Below are 19,240 nucleotides of genomic sequence, written 5' to 3' on the forward strand. Positions count from 1 at the left end.
TTTATTTCAAAACCGATCTGTGATGAAGATAATTAAAGACCTTTGAATGTAATTTTTCAAAGGTTTTTTTCCACGTAAACTGTCCGGGACTTTTTATCTTACTTCCATTTTCAGGTAATAAGAATGGTATAATTTCCTTTGGAATGCGCCAGAAAACTTCGGGTGGATTTTGTCTGAAAATATTGATATAAAGTTTTAATGTCTCCAGATACCAGTCCTGATGCTTATGATAATCATTAATTCCACCTACATTGGGGAAATGATGCAGCTCTCTTTCCAGGATCTTCGGACAGAACTCTTTCCAGTACTCGGTGGTGTAGAGTAAATGCATATGCCATACTTTATCCACAACGACTGAAGGTGAGGCTCCGTTTTTTGAGATACAGCATAAGTAAACAAACTTTTTATATTCTTCAATAGCAAGCAGACAGAATCTTCTTGTCCACCCTTCAGTCTGAGCTAATTTCCTGGAAAATGGAATGATGACATGAGCCTGATCAATCTGATACGCTGAAATTCTTTCCCACAAAGGGTTCTGATCATAATCCAGCTGTTTGTTATCCAGTAAAACAGAAGTAAATTCGGGTTTCATGATGTCAAAATTTTAATCGGTTATTCTTTAATAAAAATTTGTCACCCGCCGCATCCACATGATGGAGGAGTGTTATGAATATATATATCTTTTTTATAATGATATTGAAGCAATTTCTCAAAATCCTCCCTGTTCATCTCAGTATAAACATCTGTATCAGCCAAATGCAATTGAAAATCTTTTTCAGGATACAAATCTACTGTCACCGAAATAACGGCATCAATAATCTGAATTTCAGAAATTTCATCCCACATCAATTGCTGTTTTTTCTTATGGTTAAAAATTCCTGTTTTGGTAATGGATAATATTTCAACAGCTTCTTCTTCCTGTGTTCTCTGCTCCTTAATACATCTGATCAAAATTTTTACTGAACCATAAAAGAAGGCTGATATCAATACAAGCACAATAACTGAAATTAAAAGCTTAAAGAAATTATTACTTATCAGCAATAGATAGATTATTGCGCAAAGAGCGGCCAATAGAGCAAGTGATATGAACATAAAGAAAAAAATCCCCAAATATCCCGGTTTTTTTTCTTTGAGTTTATATAAAGTGATTTCTGTTTTCATTCTGAATGCTAATCTATTAAAATTAACAACCACAACCACAGGATACCGGAGTAGTATAGGTGTAAATTTCTTTTTTATAATGATATTCCAATAGCTTTTCAAAATCTTTCTGCTTTATTTGCTTCTGAAGATCTGTATTGAAAAGGTTAAGTTTAAAATCCTTTTTAGAATTAAAATCTACGGTTACAGATAGTATAGAATCTATAATCTGTATTTCTGAAATATTTTCCCATTCAATTTTTTTATTTTCCGGGTAATAAGTTACTCCTTCTTTTGAGATGTTCAAAGCGGGATAAATAACCTGAGGTTTTCTTTGTTTTCTTATCAGATAGAGGAAATGTTTTACGATCAAATAATTTAAAAACATCAACCCAATCCATACCGCCTTATTAAGAATCTTTATCAGTATAACATGGGTAACATTACTAAAAAAATAAACCAAACATTGATCTATTACCCAAAATAGTCCATATACAAAGGCAAGGTAGAGTAGAATAAGAATATACCCGGGTTTTTCTTCAGGAACTGAATATAATGTGATTTCTGTTCTCATTTTTATTTGTTTATACAAATGTGTGATAACAGAACAATATAAAAATCTCTTATTCGTCTTATTTGGTTTTACACAAGTCTTATATTAGAATTATATGCAATATCCTCTTTCACATACAATTATGGAAACAGGTTAGATCAAGAATAAAATTTAAGGAAGATTAGATTGTAAAAAACGAGAAAATCTATAAGCCGGATTTTGTACTTCCGAAGAAGTGCCTGTTATTTATCTACGTGTTACATTGCTGCAACACTTGAGCTGATTACCCCTCGGTTTTCAGGACGAGCCGCCCCTATTTCCATTACTGAAAAGAACCGATATACTTACCATTGCACCGCAAAGAGTTTACCTGGTTTCACTACAGCCGAACTGTACTTGCTTTCTGTTGCACTTGTCCTACCCTCACGGGTGACGGATGTTATCCGCTTTGCTGCTCTATGGTGTCCGGACTTTCCTACCTCCCGTAAAACGGGAAATCAACAAGCCGATTTTCTCGCGGATGCAAAGATACATAAATTTCGCTAAGAAAGCAGAGAAAGCTAAGAAAGCAGAGAAATCTGAGCTGTAAATTCTGTTTGTTTCACATTTCTATGATTTTACATTATAATTTTCACCATTACCACTTTATTATTATCTTCGTGCCATTATACATCTATGGATTCCAGAGAAAAAGAATTTGCGAAGCTTATTAAGGATAATCAGGGTCTGATTATCAAGGTATCGCGCCTGTACACCAATTCTCTGGAAGATGAGGAGGATCTCTTTCAGGAAATTGTTTTACAGCTCTGGAGAAGTTATGATTCCTTTAAAGGAAACTCCAAGATTTCCACATGGATGTATCGTGTAGCGCTCAATACGGCCATTACCCTCTTTAGAAAAAAAAGCAAAAGTCTTCCTACGAATGAGCTGGACATCAACCACAAGGATTTTGTGGAAGATGATGATGAAAAACAGCAGCAGGTATCACTTTTGTATACTGTAATCAAGACTCTTCCTAATGTAGAAAGAGCCATTGTCATGATGTATCTTGACGATCTGCCTTACAAGGATATTGCAGAAAACCTCGGTATCACTGAAGTCAATGCACGTGTGAAAATGAACAGATTAAAGAAAACCCTTAAAGAACAGATGGAAAAATATGCCTGAATTTGATCTAGATAGTTTTAAAAAAACATGGCAGGAACAACCTGTTCAGCCTAAATATGACGACAAGGAAATTCTCCAGATGTTGAATAGAAAATCGCGTAATTACATCAAATATATTTTCTGGATCAGCGTTGTAGAATTTTTATTCTTTTCCGTATTAGGCCTGTTTTATCTTTTCCCGGAAGAAGAATCAGACAGTTTCCGTAAAATGCTGGAAAGATTAGGCGCTCAGGAAGCTCCGGAAGTAGAAAACAACTTCGGTCATGCTTATTTAGCTATAAAGGTATTAAGTTTATTAATCACTGCATATTTTGTATTAAAATTTTACCAGAATTACAGAAGAATCAAGATTGAGGAAAATCTTAAGGGTCTCATTACCAGAATCATTAAATTCAAAACAACAGTAAATGCTTTTATTCTGATCAGTATTGTATTATTGCTTATATTCACTTTTGTATTGACGGCGTTTATATTTTACACTTTAAATTCTCAGAATATACAGCCTAGCGGCTCAAACCTTACCATTATTATCGTAGGAATTGTTGTCAGCACTTTATTAGGCATATCCATGATCTGGCTTTATTACAGACTGGTATATGGTACAATTATTAAAAAGCTTGATAAAAATTTAAAGCAGCTTAAAGAAATAGATTCTCAGGAAAGTTAATAGACATAGGCATATTTCGGGATATAATTATTAATTTTAGCCCACCAAATCTTAAACTATGCCCTTATCTTATGTATATGGAACTTCTGAGGTTTCATTATTAGGACAGACCATCGGAGCTAATCTTAAAAGTACTGTCGAAAAACATCCCCATCAGGAAGCCTTAGTCTGTGTTCATCAGAATTACAGAGCTACTTACCAGGAATTTTACAATCAGACGACCGCCGTTGCAAAAGCTTTGCTGCTTTTGGGAGCAAAAGCTGGTGACAGAATCGGAATCTGGTCTTCCAACCGTTATGAATGGGTTCTTTTGCAGTATGCCACTGCGAGGATAGGAACTGTTTTAGTCAATATCAATCCAGCCTACAGGACTCATGAACTCACCTATGTTCTTAATCAGTCTGAAGTTCGTTTCATTTTTTCTTCTTTAAGTTATAAAAGCAGCAACTACAAAGAAATGGTTGAGTATGCTAAAGAAGTATGCCCTGCCCTTGAGCATGAGATATTCTTTGATGAAACCTGGGAAGCTTTTGTTAATAACGGCCAGGATATTTCAGATGAAGTTCTTCACAGTTTTGAAGAACATGTACAGTTTGATGATCCTGTTAACATTCAATATACATCCGGAACTACGGGTTTCCCGAAAGGCGTTACGCTTTCTCACCATAATATTCTCAACAACGGTTATTTTATCGGAATCAGATTAAAATATACTGAGAAAGACCGGGTCTGTATTCCAGTTCCTTTTTATCATTGCTTTGGTATGGTTATCGGAAATATGTGCTGCACAGCCCACGGAGCCTGCATGGTAATTCCCAACGACAGTTTTGATCCGGAAATTACTTTAAAAGCCGTTTCTGACGAAAAATGTACTTCTTTGTACGGTGTTCCTACCATGTTTATTGCGGAACTGGCAGTAAAAAATTTTAATACGTATGATTTTTCAAGCTTAAGAACGGGTGTTATGGCAGGATCAGTATGTCCTCCGGAAATTATGAAAAAGGTAGAGAATCTGATGAACATTAAAGAAATGAGCATCTGCTACGGAATGACGGAAACTTCACCCGTATCTACCCAGACTTTAATAGGAACACCGCTGGAAAAGCAGGTCAGTACTGTGGGAACTGTTCAGGATCATCTTGAAATAAAAATTGTTGATGAAAATGGAAGAACCCTGAAACGCGGGGAACATGGTGAACTTTGTACAAGAGGCTATTCTGTCATGCTGAAATACTGGAATGACCCTGAAAGCACTAAAAAAGTGCTGGATGATGCCCGGTGGATGCATACCGGAGATATGGCAGTAATGGATAAAGACGGATATATTACCATTTCAGGAAGAATAAAAGACCTTATCATCCGCGGTGGAGAAAATATTTCACCTAAGGAAATTGAAGATTTTCTATATACCTACACCAATATCCTTGATGTTCAAATCATTGGTGTGCCAAGTGAAAAATTCGGGGAAGAAATAATGGCATGGGTAAAAGTGAGAAAAGGTTTTACCATCACAGCTGAAGAGCTGCAGGAATACTGCAAAGGAAGAATTGCCCACTATAAAGTACCAAAATACTGGAAATTTGTAGATGAATTCCCTATGACCATTTCCGGAAAAATAAGAAAGGTAGAAATGAGGGAGATTTCTATGAAAGAGCTGGAATCAGGCAATTTTAAAGATTAATCAAGTCAAGTAAAAACGATAAGCAATTGTATATTGTTTTTTCTCTCGACTGACAAAAAAAGCATTTCAAATTGAAATGCTTTTTTTATTTTTAAAGTTCTTTTCTTAATCTTGCTACAGGAATATTGAGCTGTTCACGATATTTTGCAATCGTTCTTCTGGCAATATTATAACCCTGTTCTTTTAGAATTATCACCAATGCATCATCTGTAAGCGGCTTTCTTTTATTCTCTTTGCTGATTACTTCCTGAAGGTGGGTTTTGATCTCTTTGGTAGAAACTTCTTCTCCGTCATCATTCGTTAAGCTGTCTGAAAACAGGTCTTTAAGATATACAATACCGTTAGGTGTATCCGCATATTTACTTTTTACCACTCTTGAAATGGTAGAGATATCAAATCCTGTAATATCTGCAACATCCTTTAAGATCATTGGTTTCAGAGATTTTTCGTCTCCGGTAATGAAATAATCCTTCTGGAATTTCACAATCGCCGTAATCGTCTGTAATAAGGTATTCTGACGTTGATTAATAGCATCTATATACCATTTTGCTGCATCCAGTTTCTGTTTGATAAATAATGCAGCCTGCTTATGTTCCGATGAATTTTTATCATGGGAGTACGTAGTCAGAATATCTTTATATTCTTCAGAAACCCTCAAGGTAGGTGCATTCTTGCTGTTGAGCATAGGAATTACCAATCCGTCTTTTACCTGAATCACAAAATCCGGAATAATCTCCTGATTAATTGTAATTGTTTGTGTATCGAAGTTCCCTCCTACTTTCGGAGATAATTTTGAGATTTCTTCCAGTGCATCTTTCAGATCTTCTTCTTCAATATCATATTTCTGAATGATCTTATTGTAGTGTTTATTCGTCAAGGCTTCAAACTGATGTCTCAAAATATTGGCAGCTAAAGAAACTGCTTTATCTGAGCTTACTTTCTTTTCAATTTGCAGCAATAAACATTCCTGCAGGCCTCTTGCTCCTACTCCGGACGGGTCCAGTTTCTGAACATAGTTCTCCAGAATATCCTCAACTTTTTCTTTAGTTGTATAAATTCCTTGTGAGAAAGCCAGATCATCAACAATAGACTTGATTTCTCTTCTAAGATATCCGTCTGTATCTAAGTTCCCGATAAGGTATTCTGCAATCTTAAGATCTTCATCACTGATATTAACCAAGTGAATCTGTTCTGTAAGATAGTCATATAAGGACTGTCCCTCCGTGAGAAGGCTTTCGTTGTCAAACTCTTCATCATCCGGAGAATAGTTGCTGGATGCGGTTTTATAGCTTGGTTCATCGTCATAGATATATTCATTGACGTCGAAATCTGTTTCAATGCTCTCTGTACCCTCATCCTTATAAGCATCTTCCAGGGAAGAATATTCATCTTCCTTAGAATCTTCTTTCGCAATTTCCAAAGCCGGGTTTTCTTCTAACTCTCTCTCCAACTCCTCTTCAAATTCAAGAGTATGAAGTTGAATAAGCTTCATCAACTGGATTTGCTGAGGGGCCAGCTTTTGTCCTAATTTGAGTTGTAAGTGTTGTTTAAGCATATTCTTATTTGCGTTTTAACATAACATATTCTACGAATTTAATAAATTTATTTGATAAAAAACGCATTTAGCATGATTTTTGCATGATACATCCCATCTTAATAAACTATTGAAAAATAAAAAAAGCCTTAACTTGTGATTAAGGCTTTTTTTTATTGTTCTAGAATTCAGCGCTTTTCGGCGTTCTTGGGAAAGGAATTACATCTCTGATATTCGTCATTCCTGTTACAAAAAGAACTAATCTTTCAAGTCCTAAACCAAAGCCTGCATGCGGCACAGAACCGAATTTTCTGGTATCAAGATACCACCAAAGCTCATGTTCATCTACGTGCATATCTGCCATTTTCTGTTTTAAAACATCTAGTCTTGCTTCTCTTTCTGATCCACCGATGATCTCACCGATACCAGGGAAAAGGACATCCATAGCGGCAACAGTTTTATTGTCATCGTTCAGTTTCATATAGAAAGCTTTGATTTCTTTCGGATAGTCAAATAATACTACCGGGCTTTCAAAATGTTTTTCAACAAGATATCTTTCATGCTCAGACTGAAGGTCAGTTCCCCAACTTTCAACCGGATAAGCAAATTTTCCTTTTTTGTTTTCTTTCGAGTTCAATAGGATTTCGATTGCTTCTGTATAGCTTACACGTTTGAAACGCTTAGCCACTACATTCTGAAGTTTTTCGATAAGACCTTCTTTGGCTCTTTCTTTTTCCGGTTTTGTTTTCTGTTCTTCTGCAAAACGGTTGTCTAAGAATTCCAGATCATCTTTACAGTTATCCAATACATACTGGATCACATATTTTAAGAAATCTTCCGCAAGGTCGATATTATCTTCAAGGTTGTTGAATGCCACTTCCGGCTCAATCATCCAGAATTCTGCAAGGTGTCTTGTTGTATTGGAATTTTCAGCACGGAAAGTAGGCCCGAAAGTATAGATTCTTCCTAATCCCATGGCTGCAGTTTCTCCTTCAAGCTGTCCTGAAACAGTAAGGTTTGTTTTTTTACCGAAGAAATCCTGAGCAAAATCAATTTCACCTTCTTCAGTTTTAGGCATGTTATTCAGGTCAAAATTCGTTACTCCAAACATTTCACCTGCTCCTTCTGCATCTGCTCCTGTAATAACCGGTGTGTTGATATAGAAGAACTGGTTCTGGTTGAAGAATGAGTGAACCGCAAAGCTTACCGCATGACGTACTCTGAACACTGCTCCGAAAAGGTTTGTTCTGAATCTTAAGTGTGCCTGCTCACGAAGCTTTTCAAGGCTGTGTTTCTTAGGCTGAAGAATTGTACTCTGAAGTTCTTCTGTAAAGTTATCTCCTAAAATAATAATTTTTTTAGCGATAATTTCCACAGATTGTCCTGCTCCCTGACTTTCCACCACTTCACCCACTATTTTCAGGGAAGAAGCAGTACTGATATTCTTGATGATTGCTTCATCAAAATTTTCGAAATCAACAACTATCTGCAAATTATTAATCGTAGAACCATCATTAAGTGCAATAAAGCGATTTGCACGGAATGATCTTACCCATCCGTAAACTGTAATGTCATGATGTAATACTTTCTTGTAATCCTTTAGGACTTCTTTGATCGTTTGCTTTTTCATTTGTTGATGATAAATTTTTTATATAAAAATTAATGTCCGCAAAGTTACAAAAAAACAGCGCAACTTGATGATTGCGCCGTCTTTAAAAATCATTTAACAAGCATTTAAACTTTCAGTTCAGATAATTTACCTTTTTTCCTCTGCAGACTCTTCTTCATTTTCAGGTTACATTTCCACTCAATATTGTCCTGAATTTCAGTTAAAATCCGTATTTACCGGGAGTGAACACCCTTATACTATCACTTTTAGAAAGAATAAAGTTTCATTTTATTCTATTCTAAGTTTTCATGGAATTAGTTTTAATTTATTGAAAATGGTTATTAGTTTTTAAGTGATAATGGGGTGGTAAACTCCCCGGTAATACATCCATTTTTAGACTATACTATACTTTTAAACTGTGTGGAGGATCACCGGATTTTGTTTACTTGCTTCATGATTTTTTACATCACTATACTTTATAATTTTAATTTATAAACATTTCTTCTCTCTTTACATCTTTGCTTTTTAACGGATTTTTGTTTCTGGTTTTTACCCGCTTCGTTAATAATTTTGTTATCCAATTCCTAACTCTGATCTTTTCATTAACCGTCAGTTTGAAATTGATATCCTGTAATGTGCACATACAAAATAAATGGTTGTGTTTTTACCTGAAGCAAAGATGCAGGAAGTGGAATAATGAAACAAGTGAATGGTTTATAGATTCATAAATTTATATACCTAAAATCATGAATCTATAAATACCAAACAAATGAATATCAATAAATTAAATCTATTTCGAAGACATATTTTCAATCTCTTTCAGATAGATAGAAAGAGGGGTTCCGGTTCGTTTTTTGAAGGCTAAAGTAAAAGCCTGTTCATTATTATATCCTAATTCTTCGGCAATAAATGGAATTTTATAAGACCTGAATTTTCTGTCATTAGCCAATCTGCTGATCGCATAATCAATACGGAGATCGTTAAGATACGTCGCAAAATTTTTCCCTTTGTAAGTATTGATAATTTCCGACAGATATTTAGAGTTTGTTTTTATTTTTTTGGCGAGACTTCCCAATGTAATTCCTTTACTTAAAAACTGATCTTTGTTTTCAAAAATTTCAAGTTCTCTTAAAATGGTTTGGGCAATATCTTCAGAAATTGTTCTGGATGTTCTGTCTTCTGAATTTACTGTATTTTCTATCGGAAGAGACTCAGACAGGGTTTCTTTGTTGAATTCAGAGTTACTGTTCTTTCCTACTCTGTTTTCATTAACAGACTGAATAAGATCCTGGGCAATCTTTTTATAATTTTTTTCGGATTTTTTATATTTAAAATAAACGTTGATAAATAATAAATGTGATATAAGCAAAAGACTTAAAACAATATAAAACAGGCTCTTCCTTTTTGTAAGCTCATTGGTAATATTTTCTTTCTCCTGCTGAAGTTCCGGCGTATCATATCTTCTTGGCAATTCTCTGGAAATGTATCTGAATTGAGTATCCAGAACCTGGTCAACTTTTAAAAAGCGATCCACATAATACAGCTGTTTTTCTTTATCACCGTTTTCTTTATAATAATCAATAAGGTAAGTATATACATCTCTCAGTTCAGGATAGATATAATTTGTTTTAAGAACCATAGAATCAATCTTCCGGAAAAAGTCTACCGCTTTTTCTTTTTCCTGAAGCCCGACATAGGATTTCCCTAAATATAAAAGAGTATAATGTTGGTTCCTTTTACTGCCACTATTATTGGTGAAAAAATATTTTTCACACTCCAATAAACCATCAATAGCTTTCTGATAATTTTTTGAGTGCAGATGATAATATCCCAGCAACCCAAGATTCTGATAATAACGGTAAACATCTTTATTTTTTTTGGAATCCTGCAAGCCATTTTGTATCAATACATACGCAGAATCCATTTTATTAATTTCTATGTAAGCATCAGCCAAATTCAGTTTGAGGGAGTTCTTCTCAACCTCATTCATATAATCAGCATCATAGGCATAGTGTCTTAGTACTTTGGCTGTTTCCGCATGTTTTCCAATATAATTATTCAGATAGGCAATACTGATATGTGCCATGGCAATCTGCCTTTTATTTCCTTTTTCCTTTGCATATTTCAGTCCCAGAATATAATTATTCAATGCAGACTGGAGATTATCATTTCTAAAATAAAGATTTCCTCTTAAAAGATAAGTTCTGGCCGGATAGGTATTTTCTTTAGAATTCTGGGTAATATGCTGTAAGCTGTCAAGATATTTTAAAGCATTAGGTAAGTTCTCTTCGAAATGAAGCATAACATATCCCTCAGCAATATGACTGATATTTTTTTCAGATTTTGCCTTTTTAAGATAAGAGTCTGCAATACTTTTACTGTTTCCTTCCCCTATACGGCTGCCATAGAATTCTTTTTCCAATTCCTCATAAGTACGATGTTCTGAGATATTTTTTTCTATATTATTGGGTTGTGCATGAAAGAACACCTTCCCGAAAATCAAAAACAGTAGTAAAAGTTTTATTTTCATCATTCATCCTAGCTATATTACAAAAATATTATTTTTCTTCAGTAGATGCACCAATCCTTTCACTTTTTTCCGTGAATGGGGAATAATTTTATAAAAACCAATCCTGATAAACTCACAAAAGAGAGTACAGTATGAAGACTGCACTCTCTTCAACAGTTATTTCCATTCTACTCTACCTTCCAGATAATATACTCTTCCATTATTTTCATACAAAAGATCATAACCCTGAGAGGTAAGGTAGAAATGACAGACTTTCATCTCTCCGTTTCTGTCTTTAAACTGAATAATAGCAGGGCACATTTTCGCACGGTCCATCTTCTTTACGATCAGATCAAAATTTTTCTGGATATTTTTTTTACCGTACAGAGACAGCATCCGGTCATCAATAAAACGGACATATTTCAAAGAGGAAAGAGGATAAGCAATCAACGTGAAGGGTTGTCCTGCAAGCTTAGCCGCATTTTCGTTAAAAAAATTCGTGATTGAAAGACTGTCTTGTGTAATTTTTTTCACTACACTTGATTCATATCTCTTTCCATCCGTAAATTCCATACTGTAGATGGCTTCCATTTTAATGGCAAATCCTTTCCCTGATTTTCTTAAATCTGTAAGGTCTGTAAATTCTTTTCCTTTTTTGATCACAATCAAAACATTCCCTTCTCCAAAATCGCAGTCATAATATTTTTTATAATCAAAAGAATCTTCACTGTCGATCTTCAACGTGTCGGCTGCAATATTTTGTGAAAAAATAAGTACCGGAAAGATCAATAAAAACAGGATCAGTTTATAATTTTTCATGGTTTAATTATTTAATGGTTTAATATCATTTACTTAACTTTCTGAGATACTGATAGTGTGAGATTACAGCATCTACTATACTCTTTTCATGATATGGAAAATTATTTCTTGCCGCTGCTTTTTGAATAGCAGGAGTAATAACCGTATAAACCGTATGTGGCAAACCGGGAAAAAGATGATGTGCTGCGTGGGAATTAAATCCTCCAAAAATCCAGTTGGCCAATCTGCTGGTTGGATGATAGTCCAAAGATACAGCGAGTTGATGTTCGTAATAATCATAGGGAAGAAATCCTGCATCATCCGCTTTTGGAAAATCTGTTTCAAGACTCAGATGGGAAATAATCAAAGTCAGCACAAAGAATAATGAAATCGTAACATGCATGATGATGAAAGAGAAGAGAATAGTCATCACCGGAATGGAAGTAAAAAACATGGGTAAAACCAACATATAGGTGAAGTAAGCGAATTTTAGAAGAACAACTTCCGCTACAGACACGAATGAATGCGTCTGATTTCTAAGGTTAGCCAACTCTTTTTTCCTGACATAAATAAAATCTTTGATCACAATCCAATGCAAAGTGTAAAAGCAATACAGCACAGTAGCATATAAATGCTGATAAACATGGATTCTCCTTTTGGGATGATGCGCAGAAAGCCGTAAAAAAATATTATCATCAATATCCGCATCACAGCCATCCACATTAGGAAACACATGATGGGATGCAATATGCCTTTTTCTCCACAGTCTTGCATTTACTCCCTGCAGGTTAAATGTGATATAATAAATAATCTGATTCACTTTTTTATACCTGGAAAATGTATTGTGTACACAGTCATGGGCACAATTAAAGGCTAATAATATTCCTGTAAGACCTAAGATAATATAATTCAAGGCTACCAGCCAATTCTTATCTTCCATATAAGGATTAAAAAGATTAGCATATAACAGCAGAAAGCCCAAAGAATAGAACAAAAATTTCGTAATCATCAATCTGCCAGCCTTTTTTGTCACTTCGTCTGTCAGTAATACTTTCACCTCTTCACGTAATTCTGAATAAAAGGGAGAGGTTGCTTTTTTAAATCTGATTTTTGGTCTCATCATCATTGTTTTAATGATTTAAAATTCCAGTTGATCAGAGGAAATTTTCTTTTCCCGTTTTCATTCCATCCGCCAATCTGTATCCCTCTGAAATCACTGCATTTATTGTATAATCCTATCTGTATTCCTCTGCATTTCTGACCAACATTAGCCAATGGCGCTACAGAAACTCCTTTCATCTCATGATGAAGATTAAAAAACGGAGAAACAGACATTCCGTTGGTCACCGCGTATGTATCAATATTACTTGAAACATTGATCTCCAGACCATTGGTGACGGTAGGTTCCATATTGATCAGAGACAATTGAAGTCCGTTGATTTTGTTCATCTTTTCACGAGGAACCACTACATAATCATAATTGCCCGGCGGCTGTAAATTGAAAAGCATCAACGGCGGCAGAAAAAGCCCTATAACATTGAATCCCATACCTAATCCATTTACTTTTTTAGGTTTAAAATGATCTTCTTCATCATAATATTTAAATAAAATTCCGTTGACATTTCTGACATTCTTTGAGGGTGAGGCAGCGAGCAATCTCGGTTTCAAAGAATCAACTTTCACACTGTCTGATGCATAAGCCAGACTATTGAATAAAAGAACTGCTATTAATAAAATTCGTGTTTTCATAACTCGTTATTTTAAAATTACAGTTCAAAATTATCAGCAGAAGACTCAGTTCCGAATGTGAAAAAAAATTAAAAAAAATACACTATTTGCGAAAATCACAAATATGTAGATGAAGGGAATGAGACTTTACTTTCATATTAGGGCTGGAAGCTTTCCACCTTCAATACTTCCCTTCTCCCAGCTTCAGGCTTCCAGCCTTTTTTAAACAGAATTCCAAATCACCGCAAATATTTCTACTCCCAGAAAATCAAAGCTCTTTCCACAAAAAATACTACATTTGTGAAAATCACAAAACCATGCACCAGGAAGCTCTACTGAAGGAAATCCGAAGAAAAATCGGGGAAAAATCTTTAAATGATGAGATTGCCAACATTCTCAATATCAGTTATGATGCGGCCCACAGAAGAACTTCTCTGAAAGCCAAATTCAGCTTTGAAGAAGCACTGGAGCTTGCCAAGTACTATCAGATCTCATTGGATCAGTTCCTGGGAACAGAAAACCAATTAGTAGTGAAAAGAACACAGCCTGTAAGAACCACCGAAGATCTTTTAAACTATTTCGAAAACTCGTTGAAAATTTTAAACGTTTTTCAGGATCTTACAAATTCTAAAGTATTTTATTCCGCAAAAGACATCCCGTTTTTTTATACCATTTCAGATTCAATACTATCCCGTTTCAAATTTTATGTCTGGATGAATTTACTGAATCAGGACAAATTTTTAAGTCCTTTTCATGAGTTTAAGATGGAGTATCATTCAGTAAAAAATGACATGCTGAAAGATCTTTATGATAAACAAAACGTAACCGAAATCTGGAATGACACCACCATTATGAGCGCTTTGAGACAAATCTCGTTCTACTACGAGATGGGACTGGTTAAAAAAAATGATGTGGATCTTATTCTTGATGACTTAAGGAAATTACTGGAAAATCTCGAAATTAAAACACTGGAAAAAACTAATTTCCAGATATATGTCAATGATTTAGTAATTTTAAACAACAGTATTTTATTCAAAAATGAGCAGCAATGTTCCTTTTTTGTTCCTTTCAGCATGTTCGGATACATGATGACCAATGATAAAATCACCTGTGAAGATTCTCTAAGCTATTTTGAGCATCAGATCAAAAATTCCAGATCACTGAATGAATCCGGAAACCGGGAAAGGAAAATGTTTTTTAATAAAATGTATGAACAGATTGACCGATTAAAACAGAATTTATCATGAATACTCTTCGTAAAGGCGAATATTTTGGAGAAACCAATCAACTGGTCAATTTAGAGGGATTAACAATCACTGATACGGAATATACACATCCTTTCGTAGACTGGCATTATCATGAAAATTCTTACTTCACTTTTTTGCTTCAGGGCAATATGACAGAAGGAAACAGAAAAGAAACCTATGGTTGTTCTACAGGAACATTATTGTACCATCAATGGGAAGATCCACATTACAATATTAAACCGGATATTTTTACAAGAGGATTTCACATTGAACTCTCGCAAAGCTGGTTTGACCATTTTGACATTCAGAAAAACAGAGTGGATGGCAGTTTTAATATAAAAGATCCCGCTCTAAAATTACTGGTTTATCAGATGTTCAAAGAAACGAAAACCAATGATTTATCTTTTGAAATAGCTGTCAATCAGTTATTATTGCATCTTTTCAGTCAATTGACCCATCAGAAGGAAATAGCTGATAGAAAACCTGTCTGGGTAGGTCAGATCAATGAAATTTTACATGAAAGCTTTACAGAAAGTCTCAATCTTACAGAACTTTCCAAAACATTGAACATTCATCCTATCCATTTAAGCAGGGATTTTCATAAATATTTCCATTGCAACCTGGGTGAATACCTCAGAAAATTAAAGATTAACAAGTCAATGGAACTTCTCCATTCCTCTTTTTCATTAACGGATATTGCTTTGGAATGTGGCTTTTCAGATCAGAGTCATTTTACCAGATGTTTCAAAGAAAATATCGGAATTACACCCATGAAATACAGGAATCTTCTGAAAATTCATTAAAATCCTTCTGAATTTAAAGGAGATAAATTATCATTCACGATTTGGATACATCATTCCCCGATTTGGATACATTTTCCCTCCTGTAACTTTTCATCTTTGTACCATCATTTAAACAAAAAAATATTTAAAAATGGAAACAAAAAAAGTATGGTTCGTGACAGGAGCTTCAAAAGGCTTAGGATTCGAGTTGGTAAAAAAATTATTATCCGAAGGATTTCAGGTTGCTGCCACAAGCCGTACCGTTGAATCCCTGATTTCCACCATTGGAGAAACTTCTGAAAACTTCCTTCCGCTTAGCGTAAATATCACAGACAACGACGATATAAAATCTGCCATTGCCAAAACGGTTGAACATTTCGGACGAATTGATGTGGTTGTCAACAATGCAGGTTATGGACAAATCGGGACCTTGGAGGAGCTTTCGGATGAAGAAGCAAGAGAAAATTACGCTGTGAATGTTTTCGGAACCTTAAATGTGATCAGAAATGCGATGCCTTATCTGCGTGAGCAAAGATCTGGAAACATCTTCAATATTTCTTCTGTTGGAGGGTATTCTGCTAATTTTCCCGGTTGGGGAATTTACTGTTCAACAAAATTTGCGGTTGCCGGATTTACTGAAGCTTTGGCTGAAGAAGTAAAAGATTTCGGAATTCATGCTACCGTTGTGTATCCCGGATATTTCCGTACAGATTTTTTAACTAAAGATTCTGTGAAAACACCTGCTAATCCTATTCAGGCTTATGAAGCTGCAAGAAATTCTGAACAGGCTCACCTTAATGACATCAATGGAAACCAGCCTAATGATCCGGAAAAGGCAGCTGATGTACTGATTCAGATCAGTAAAGAGAAAAATCCGCCGGTACATTTATTATTAGGTGTAGGAACGATGGAATTTCTGAATAATAAAATTGATATTTTAAAGAAAGACGCTGAGAAATGGGAAAGTCTGACTGTTTCCACTGCGATCTGATTTTGTCATAATATTCTCCGGCTCTGCTTATTCATAACAGAGTCGGAGACTTTTTGAATCAATACGTTATACTTTTTACAAAAACACCTAACTTCGCTATTATGAAACAGCCTGTTCGTTTTAATTCTATTTCAGATTTTCATGCTTTTTGTAGTCTTCCCAACCCTGAGCATCCATTGATCAGTTTGGTAGATTACAGCAAAGTCCGGTATGTAGTAGATGATAATGAATTGAAGTGGATTCAGAATTTTTATTCAATTGGCCTGAAAAAAAATGTCAGTCCCAAGTTCAACTATGGGCAGCAACAGTATGATTTCAATTCTGGAGTGCTGTGTTTTGTTTCACCCCAGCAATATTTAAGTCTTGAAATCAATCCGGATGTTGAAGTAGAACCCACTGGATTTTTATTACTTATTCATCCTGACTTTCTTTGGAATACTTCATTAACCAGGAAAATAAAATCTTATGACTTTTTCAGCTATCAGGTAAAAGAAGCACTTTTTCTTTCCGATAGGGAAGAGAAAATCCTTGTTGATATTTTTCAAAATATTGAACGGGAATATCAGTCAAATACAGACAGATTCACACAGGAACTGATCATTGCTCAAATTGAATTATTACTGGTTTACTCTGACCGTTTTTATGAACGGCAGTTTTTCACCAGAAAAAAATCAAGTCATGAATTGCTGTATAAGTTTGAAGACATTCTTTCCCAATATTTTGAAAACGGAAATCTTCTTGAAAACGGTATTCCATCCGTGAAATGTATTGCCGAACAGATGAATATTTCTCCTAATTATCTCGGAACCTTACTCCGCTTGCACACGCAGCAAAATACACAACAGCATATTCAAAATAGATTAATTGATTCAGCCAAAGAACGTTTGAGTACAACCAATTTATCTGTAAGTGAGATTGCTTATGAACTGGGATTTGAACATCCGCAGTCTTTCAGTAAACTCTTTAAACAAAAGACGAATCAGTCTCCCGGAGAATTTAGAAAACTATTCAATTAGAATAGATGTAAATAATAAAGTAGCAATGTTAATTTCGTTCTATTTTACCATTAGGAAGTTTGTTACTTTTGTTTAAATACTTCTTATAATGAAACCAGTTCTATTATTGATCTTTATTTTCACATTTTATTTTTATCCTGGACAAAATAAAAACATAGCTGATTCTGAAAAAATTGAATATCCGGTTCAAAAAAATAATATCGGAAAAATTATTTTCCTTAACAAAACCGTTGCACTTGAAAACTTAAAAGATTCGGACTTTCTCACTTCTTTTGTATTTCAGGAAAACGGAGATCTGGGAATTCACGCTTTTTTTGACAATTCTCTTGTCAACTACCTTCATCAGCTTGAACCCAATTTGACTATTGATGAACTGCTCAAAAACGGAAATTATCATTTCTCATTTTATGTAGACGGAAAACTGATCTATAAAGAAAATCTCAATACAGGTGCAGGTACGGCAGATAATAAAAAAGTCAAAACTACATTGCGAATTCCTCTTCTGAGCAGTAAAAACGAAGATTCATGGGGAAGATATCTATGGATGCGGTTCTATATGGCCCATAACGGAATTGATGCTCTCACGGAAGGAAATCATATTTTAAAAATTGAAATGCGTCCGTATCTCAATACTTCTGCAATCAAGACAGGACCTGTTATCGCAGAAGGCCAGATTAAGCTCAGTATTCCTTCCCAAAATATCTCAGAAAAGCAGATCGCTGTTCAGTCTATCCAGCCCAGCAGTGAATGGAAGGTTTCTCAGGAAAAGATCAATACAGAAACTATCAGAAATCTGAATAAAAAAATTGCAGAAAACAGGTTTAAAAATATAACCGGAATTGTCATTGTAAAAGATGGAAAATTGCTTCTTGAAGAATATTTCAACGGTTCAGGAAGAGATTCTTTACAGGATACCCGTTCCGTAGGGAAATCATTTTCCTCAGCATTAACGGGAATTGCAATCAAGGAAGGATATTTAAAAAGTGAAAATCAAAAATTGAAGGATTTTTACAATCTTAAACAGTTTAAAAATTATTCTACCCAAAAAGAGAACGTTACCATAAAAAGCTTATTGACCATGAGTTCCGGATTTGAAGGAAACGATGAAAACTCTGAATCTGCCGGAAATGAAGAGAATATGTATCCTACCGAAAACTGGGTGAATTTCACATTGGATCTGCCAATGACAGAGAATACGATAGGAAAAAACTGGAGTTACTTCACTGCCGGAGTTGTGGTAACAGGAGATATTCTGGATAAAACTGTTCCGCAAGGCTTAAAAAACTATGCAGATAAAAAGTTATTTCATCCTCTTGGAATTACAAATTATAAATGGCAGTTTACTCCACAGCAAAAACCTTCTCTGGCGGGAGGACTGCGTATGAAAGTTCTTGATTTTGCAAAATTCGGGCAATTGTATAAAAATAACGGAATCTGGAACGGGAAAACTATTTTAAATAAAGATTGGGTTAAGAAATCTTTTACCAATTATTTTCCGGATCATCAGAATTTTGAAGGTTATGGATATTTATTCTGGAGGAAAGTTTATACTGTGGGAAACAGCAGTTATGAAGCTTTCCAATCCAGCGGAAATGGCGGCAACAAAATCATCATCTTCACCAATATACCGATTGTAATAGTGATTACCGCACAAGCTTACAATAAGCCTTATGCTCACTCACAAGTCGAAAAAATGGTACAGGAATATCTTTTACCCGCCTTGATGATGGGTGGTAAAAATGAGTAATGAATAATCAGTAATGAGTAATAATATAGGGAAAAAGAAAAGCTTATTGCTTATTGCTTCTGCAAAATAAT

17 protein-coding genes and 1 other RNA gene are annotated in these 19,240 nt (G+C 34.9%); 8 read left to right on the forward strand and 10 right to left on the reverse strand.

Going from position 1 to position 19,240, the window contains the following annotated elements; all coding sequences use genetic code 11:
• Position 1 precedes the first annotated feature (1 nt).
• The 4 genes from FW781_RS07675 to rnpB form a co-directional block, all read right to left on the reverse strand.
• A complete protein-coding gene (locus FW781_RS07675; protein WP_149386871.1) occupies positions 2-592 on the reverse strand; it encodes a glycine-rich domain-containing protein in 591 nt (196 codons plus the stop codon).
• A gap of 41 nt (positions 593-633) precedes the next feature.
• Positions 634-951, reverse strand: a complete 318-nt coding sequence (locus tag FW781_RS07680) for a hypothetical protein (protein WP_149386872.1) — start codon at positions 949-951, stop codon at positions 634-636.
• 232 nt (positions 952-1,183) lie between these two features.
• The gene (locus tag FW781_RS07685; RefSeq protein ID WP_149386873.1) at positions 1,184-1,714 is read right to left on the reverse strand and encodes a hypothetical protein; all 531 of its coding nucleotides are present in this window, start codon (positions 1,712-1,714) and stop codon (positions 1,184-1,186) included.
• 171 nt (positions 1,715-1,885) lie between these two features.
• Positions 1,886-2,210, reverse strand: an RNA gene (rnpB, locus tag FW781_RS07690) — RNase P RNA component class A.
• 158 nt (positions 2,211-2,368) lie between these two features.
• Between rnpB and FW781_RS07695 the strand changes: the two genes are divergently transcribed.
• The 3 genes from FW781_RS07695 to FW781_RS07705 are packed head-to-tail and all read left to right on the forward strand — an operon-like array spanning position 2,369 to position 5,208.
• Positions 2,369-2,860: an RNA polymerase sigma factor gene (locus tag FW781_RS07695; protein ID WP_047386784.1), complete on the forward strand. Its 492-nt coding sequence runs from the start codon at positions 2,369-2,371 to the stop codon at positions 2,858-2,860.
• A complete protein-coding gene (locus tag FW781_RS07700) occupies positions 2,853-3,527 on the forward strand; it encodes a beta-carotene 15,15'-monooxygenase (RefSeq protein ID WP_149386874.1) in 675 nt (224 codons plus the stop codon). Before FW781_RS07695 ends, FW781_RS07700 begins: the two co-directional genes overlap by 8 nt.
• A 58-nt stretch (positions 3,528-3,585) precedes the next feature.
• Positions 3,586-5,208, forward strand: a complete 1,623-nt coding sequence (locus FW781_RS07705; protein ID WP_149386875.1) for an AMP-binding protein — start codon at positions 3,586-3,588, stop codon at positions 5,206-5,208.
• Positions 5,209-5,299: 91 nt separating this feature from the next.
• On the opposite strand, the gene rpoN is transcribed toward FW781_RS07705, so the two are convergent.
• From rpoN to FW781_RS07735, 6 genes are all read right to left on the reverse strand, one after another.
• Entirely contained in the window at positions 5,300-6,763 is a 1,464-nt protein-coding gene (rpoN, locus tag FW781_RS07710) for an RNA polymerase factor sigma-54 (RefSeq protein WP_047386771.1), read from the reverse strand.
• A gap of 160 nt (positions 6,764-6,923) precedes the next feature.
• The gene (gene asnS / locus FW781_RS07715; protein WP_149386876.1) at positions 6,924-8,372 is read right to left on the reverse strand and encodes an asparagine--tRNA ligase; all 1,449 of its coding nucleotides are present in this window, start codon (positions 8,370-8,372) and stop codon (positions 6,924-6,926) included.
• A 769-nt stretch (positions 8,373-9,141) separates the two neighbouring features.
• Entirely contained in the window at positions 9,142-10,884 is a 1,743-nt protein-coding gene (locus FW781_RS07720; RefSeq protein ID WP_149386877.1) for an AraC family transcriptional regulator, read from the reverse strand.
• Between the two features lie 153 nt (positions 10,885-11,037).
• Complete coding sequence (locus FW781_RS07725) at positions 11,038-11,679, reverse strand: hypothetical protein (RefSeq protein WP_149386878.1); 642 nt, start codon at positions 11,677-11,679, stop codon at positions 11,038-11,040.
• A 25-nt stretch (positions 11,680-11,704) separates the two neighbouring features.
• Complete coding sequence (locus FW781_RS07730) at positions 11,705-12,778, reverse strand: fatty acid desaturase family protein (protein ID WP_172625681.1); 1,074 nt, start codon at positions 12,776-12,778, stop codon at positions 11,705-11,707.
• Positions 12,779-12,780: 2 nt separating this feature from the next.
• The gene (locus FW781_RS07735) at positions 12,781-13,407 is read right to left on the reverse strand and encodes an LA_2272 family surface repeat-containing protein (protein ID WP_149386880.1); all 627 of its coding nucleotides are present in this window, start codon (positions 13,405-13,407) and stop codon (positions 12,781-12,783) included.
• A gap of 296 nt (positions 13,408-13,703) precedes the next feature.
• On the opposite strand from FW781_RS07735, the gene FW781_RS07740 reads away from it, so the two are divergent.
• The 5 genes from FW781_RS07740 to FW781_RS07760 all read left to right on the forward strand — a co-directional run bounded on the left by FW781_RS07740 (position 13,704) and on the right by FW781_RS07760 (position 19,169).
• Positions 13,704-14,633, forward strand: a complete 930-nt coding sequence (locus tag FW781_RS07740; RefSeq protein WP_149386881.1) for a helix-turn-helix domain-containing protein — start codon at positions 13,704-13,706, stop codon at positions 14,631-14,633.
• The gene (locus tag FW781_RS07745; protein ID WP_149386882.1) at positions 14,630-15,436 is read left to right on the forward strand and encodes a helix-turn-helix transcriptional regulator; all 807 of its coding nucleotides are present in this window, start codon (positions 14,630-14,632) and stop codon (positions 15,434-15,436) included. The genes FW781_RS07740 and FW781_RS07745 overlap by 4 nt, the downstream gene beginning before the upstream one ends.
• A gap of 130 nt (positions 15,437-15,566) precedes the next feature.
• Positions 15,567-16,406 carry an SDR family NAD(P)-dependent oxidoreductase gene (locus FW781_RS07750; protein WP_149386883.1) on the forward strand — a complete coding sequence of 280 codons (840 nt, stop codon included), beginning with the start codon at positions 15,567-15,569 and terminating at the stop codon, positions 16,404-16,406.
• Positions 16,407-16,507: 101 nt separating this feature from the next.
• Positions 16,508-17,422 (forward strand): helix-turn-helix domain-containing protein, encoded by a 915-nt coding sequence (locus FW781_RS07755; protein ID WP_149386884.1) that lies wholly within the window; start codon positions 16,508-16,510, stop codon positions 17,420-17,422.
• A gap of 88 nt (positions 17,423-17,510) precedes the next feature.
• Positions 17,511-19,169, forward strand: a complete 1,659-nt coding sequence (locus FW781_RS07760; RefSeq protein ID WP_149386885.1) for a serine hydrolase domain-containing protein — start codon at positions 17,511-17,513, stop codon at positions 19,167-19,169.
• Positions 19,170-19,240: the final 71 nt, after the last annotated feature.

The organism is Chryseobacterium panacisoli (genome assembly GCF_008274625.1).
GTDB classification, from domain to species: domain Bacteria; phylum Bacteroidota; class Bacteroidia; order Flavobacteriales; family Weeksellaceae; genus Chryseobacterium; species Chryseobacterium panacisoli.

Excerpts from the sequence above, each read along its gene's own strand:
- FW781_RS07675 (WP_149386871.1), bottom strand. The coding sequence starts at position 592 with ATGAAACCCGAATTTACTTCTGTTTTACTGGATAACAAACAGCTGGAT.
- FW781_RS07685 (WP_149386873.1), bottom strand. The coding sequence starts at position 1,714 with ATGAGAACAGAAATCACATTATATTCAGTTCCTGAAGAAAAACCCGGG.
- FW781_RS07695 (WP_047386784.1), top strand. The coding sequence starts at position 2,369 with ATGGATTCCAGAGAAAAAGAATTTGCGAAGCTTATTAAGGATAATCAG.
- FW781_RS07700 (WP_149386874.1), top strand. The coding sequence starts at position 2,853 with ATGCCTGAATTTGATCTAGATAGTTTTAAAAAAACATGGCAGGAACAA.
- FW781_RS07705 (WP_149386875.1), top strand. The coding sequence starts at position 3,586 with ATGCCCTTATCTTATGTATATGGAACTTCTGAGGTTTCATTATTAGGA.
- rpoN (WP_047386771.1), bottom strand. The coding sequence starts at position 6,763 with ATGCTTAAACAACACTTACAACTCAAATTAGGACAAAAGCTGGCCCCT.
- asnS (WP_149386876.1), bottom strand. The coding sequence starts at position 8,372 with ATGAAAAAGCAAACGATCAAAGAAGTCCTAAAGGATTACAAGAAAGTA.
- FW781_RS07720 (WP_149386877.1), bottom strand. The coding sequence starts at position 10,884 with ATGATGAAAATAAAACTTTTACTACTGTTTTTGATTTTCGGGAAGGTG.
- FW781_RS07725 (WP_149386878.1), bottom strand. The coding sequence starts at position 11,679 with ATGAAAAATTATAAACTGATCCTGTTTTTATTGATCTTTCCGGTACTT.
- FW781_RS07730 (WP_172625681.1), bottom strand. The coding sequence starts at position 12,778 with ATGAGACCAAAAATCAGATTTAAAAAAGCAACCTCTCCCTTTTATTCA.
- FW781_RS07735 (WP_149386880.1), bottom strand. The coding sequence starts at position 13,407 with ATGAAAACACGAATTTTATTAATAGCAGTTCTTTTATTCAATAGTCTG.
- FW781_RS07740 (WP_149386881.1), top strand. The coding sequence starts at position 13,704 with ATGCACCAGGAAGCTCTACTGAAGGAAATCCGAAGAAAAATCGGGGAA.
- FW781_RS07745 (WP_149386882.1), top strand. The coding sequence starts at position 14,630 with ATGAATACTCTTCGTAAAGGCGAATATTTTGGAGAAACCAATCAACTG.
- FW781_RS07750 (WP_149386883.1), top strand. The coding sequence starts at position 15,567 with ATGGAAACAAAAAAAGTATGGTTCGTGACAGGAGCTTCAAAAGGCTTA.
- FW781_RS07755 (WP_149386884.1), top strand. The coding sequence starts at position 16,508 with ATGAAACAGCCTGTTCGTTTTAATTCTATTTCAGATTTTCATGCTTTT.
- FW781_RS07760 (WP_149386885.1), top strand. The coding sequence starts at position 17,511 with ATGAAACCAGTTCTATTATTGATCTTTATTTTCACATTTTATTTTTAT.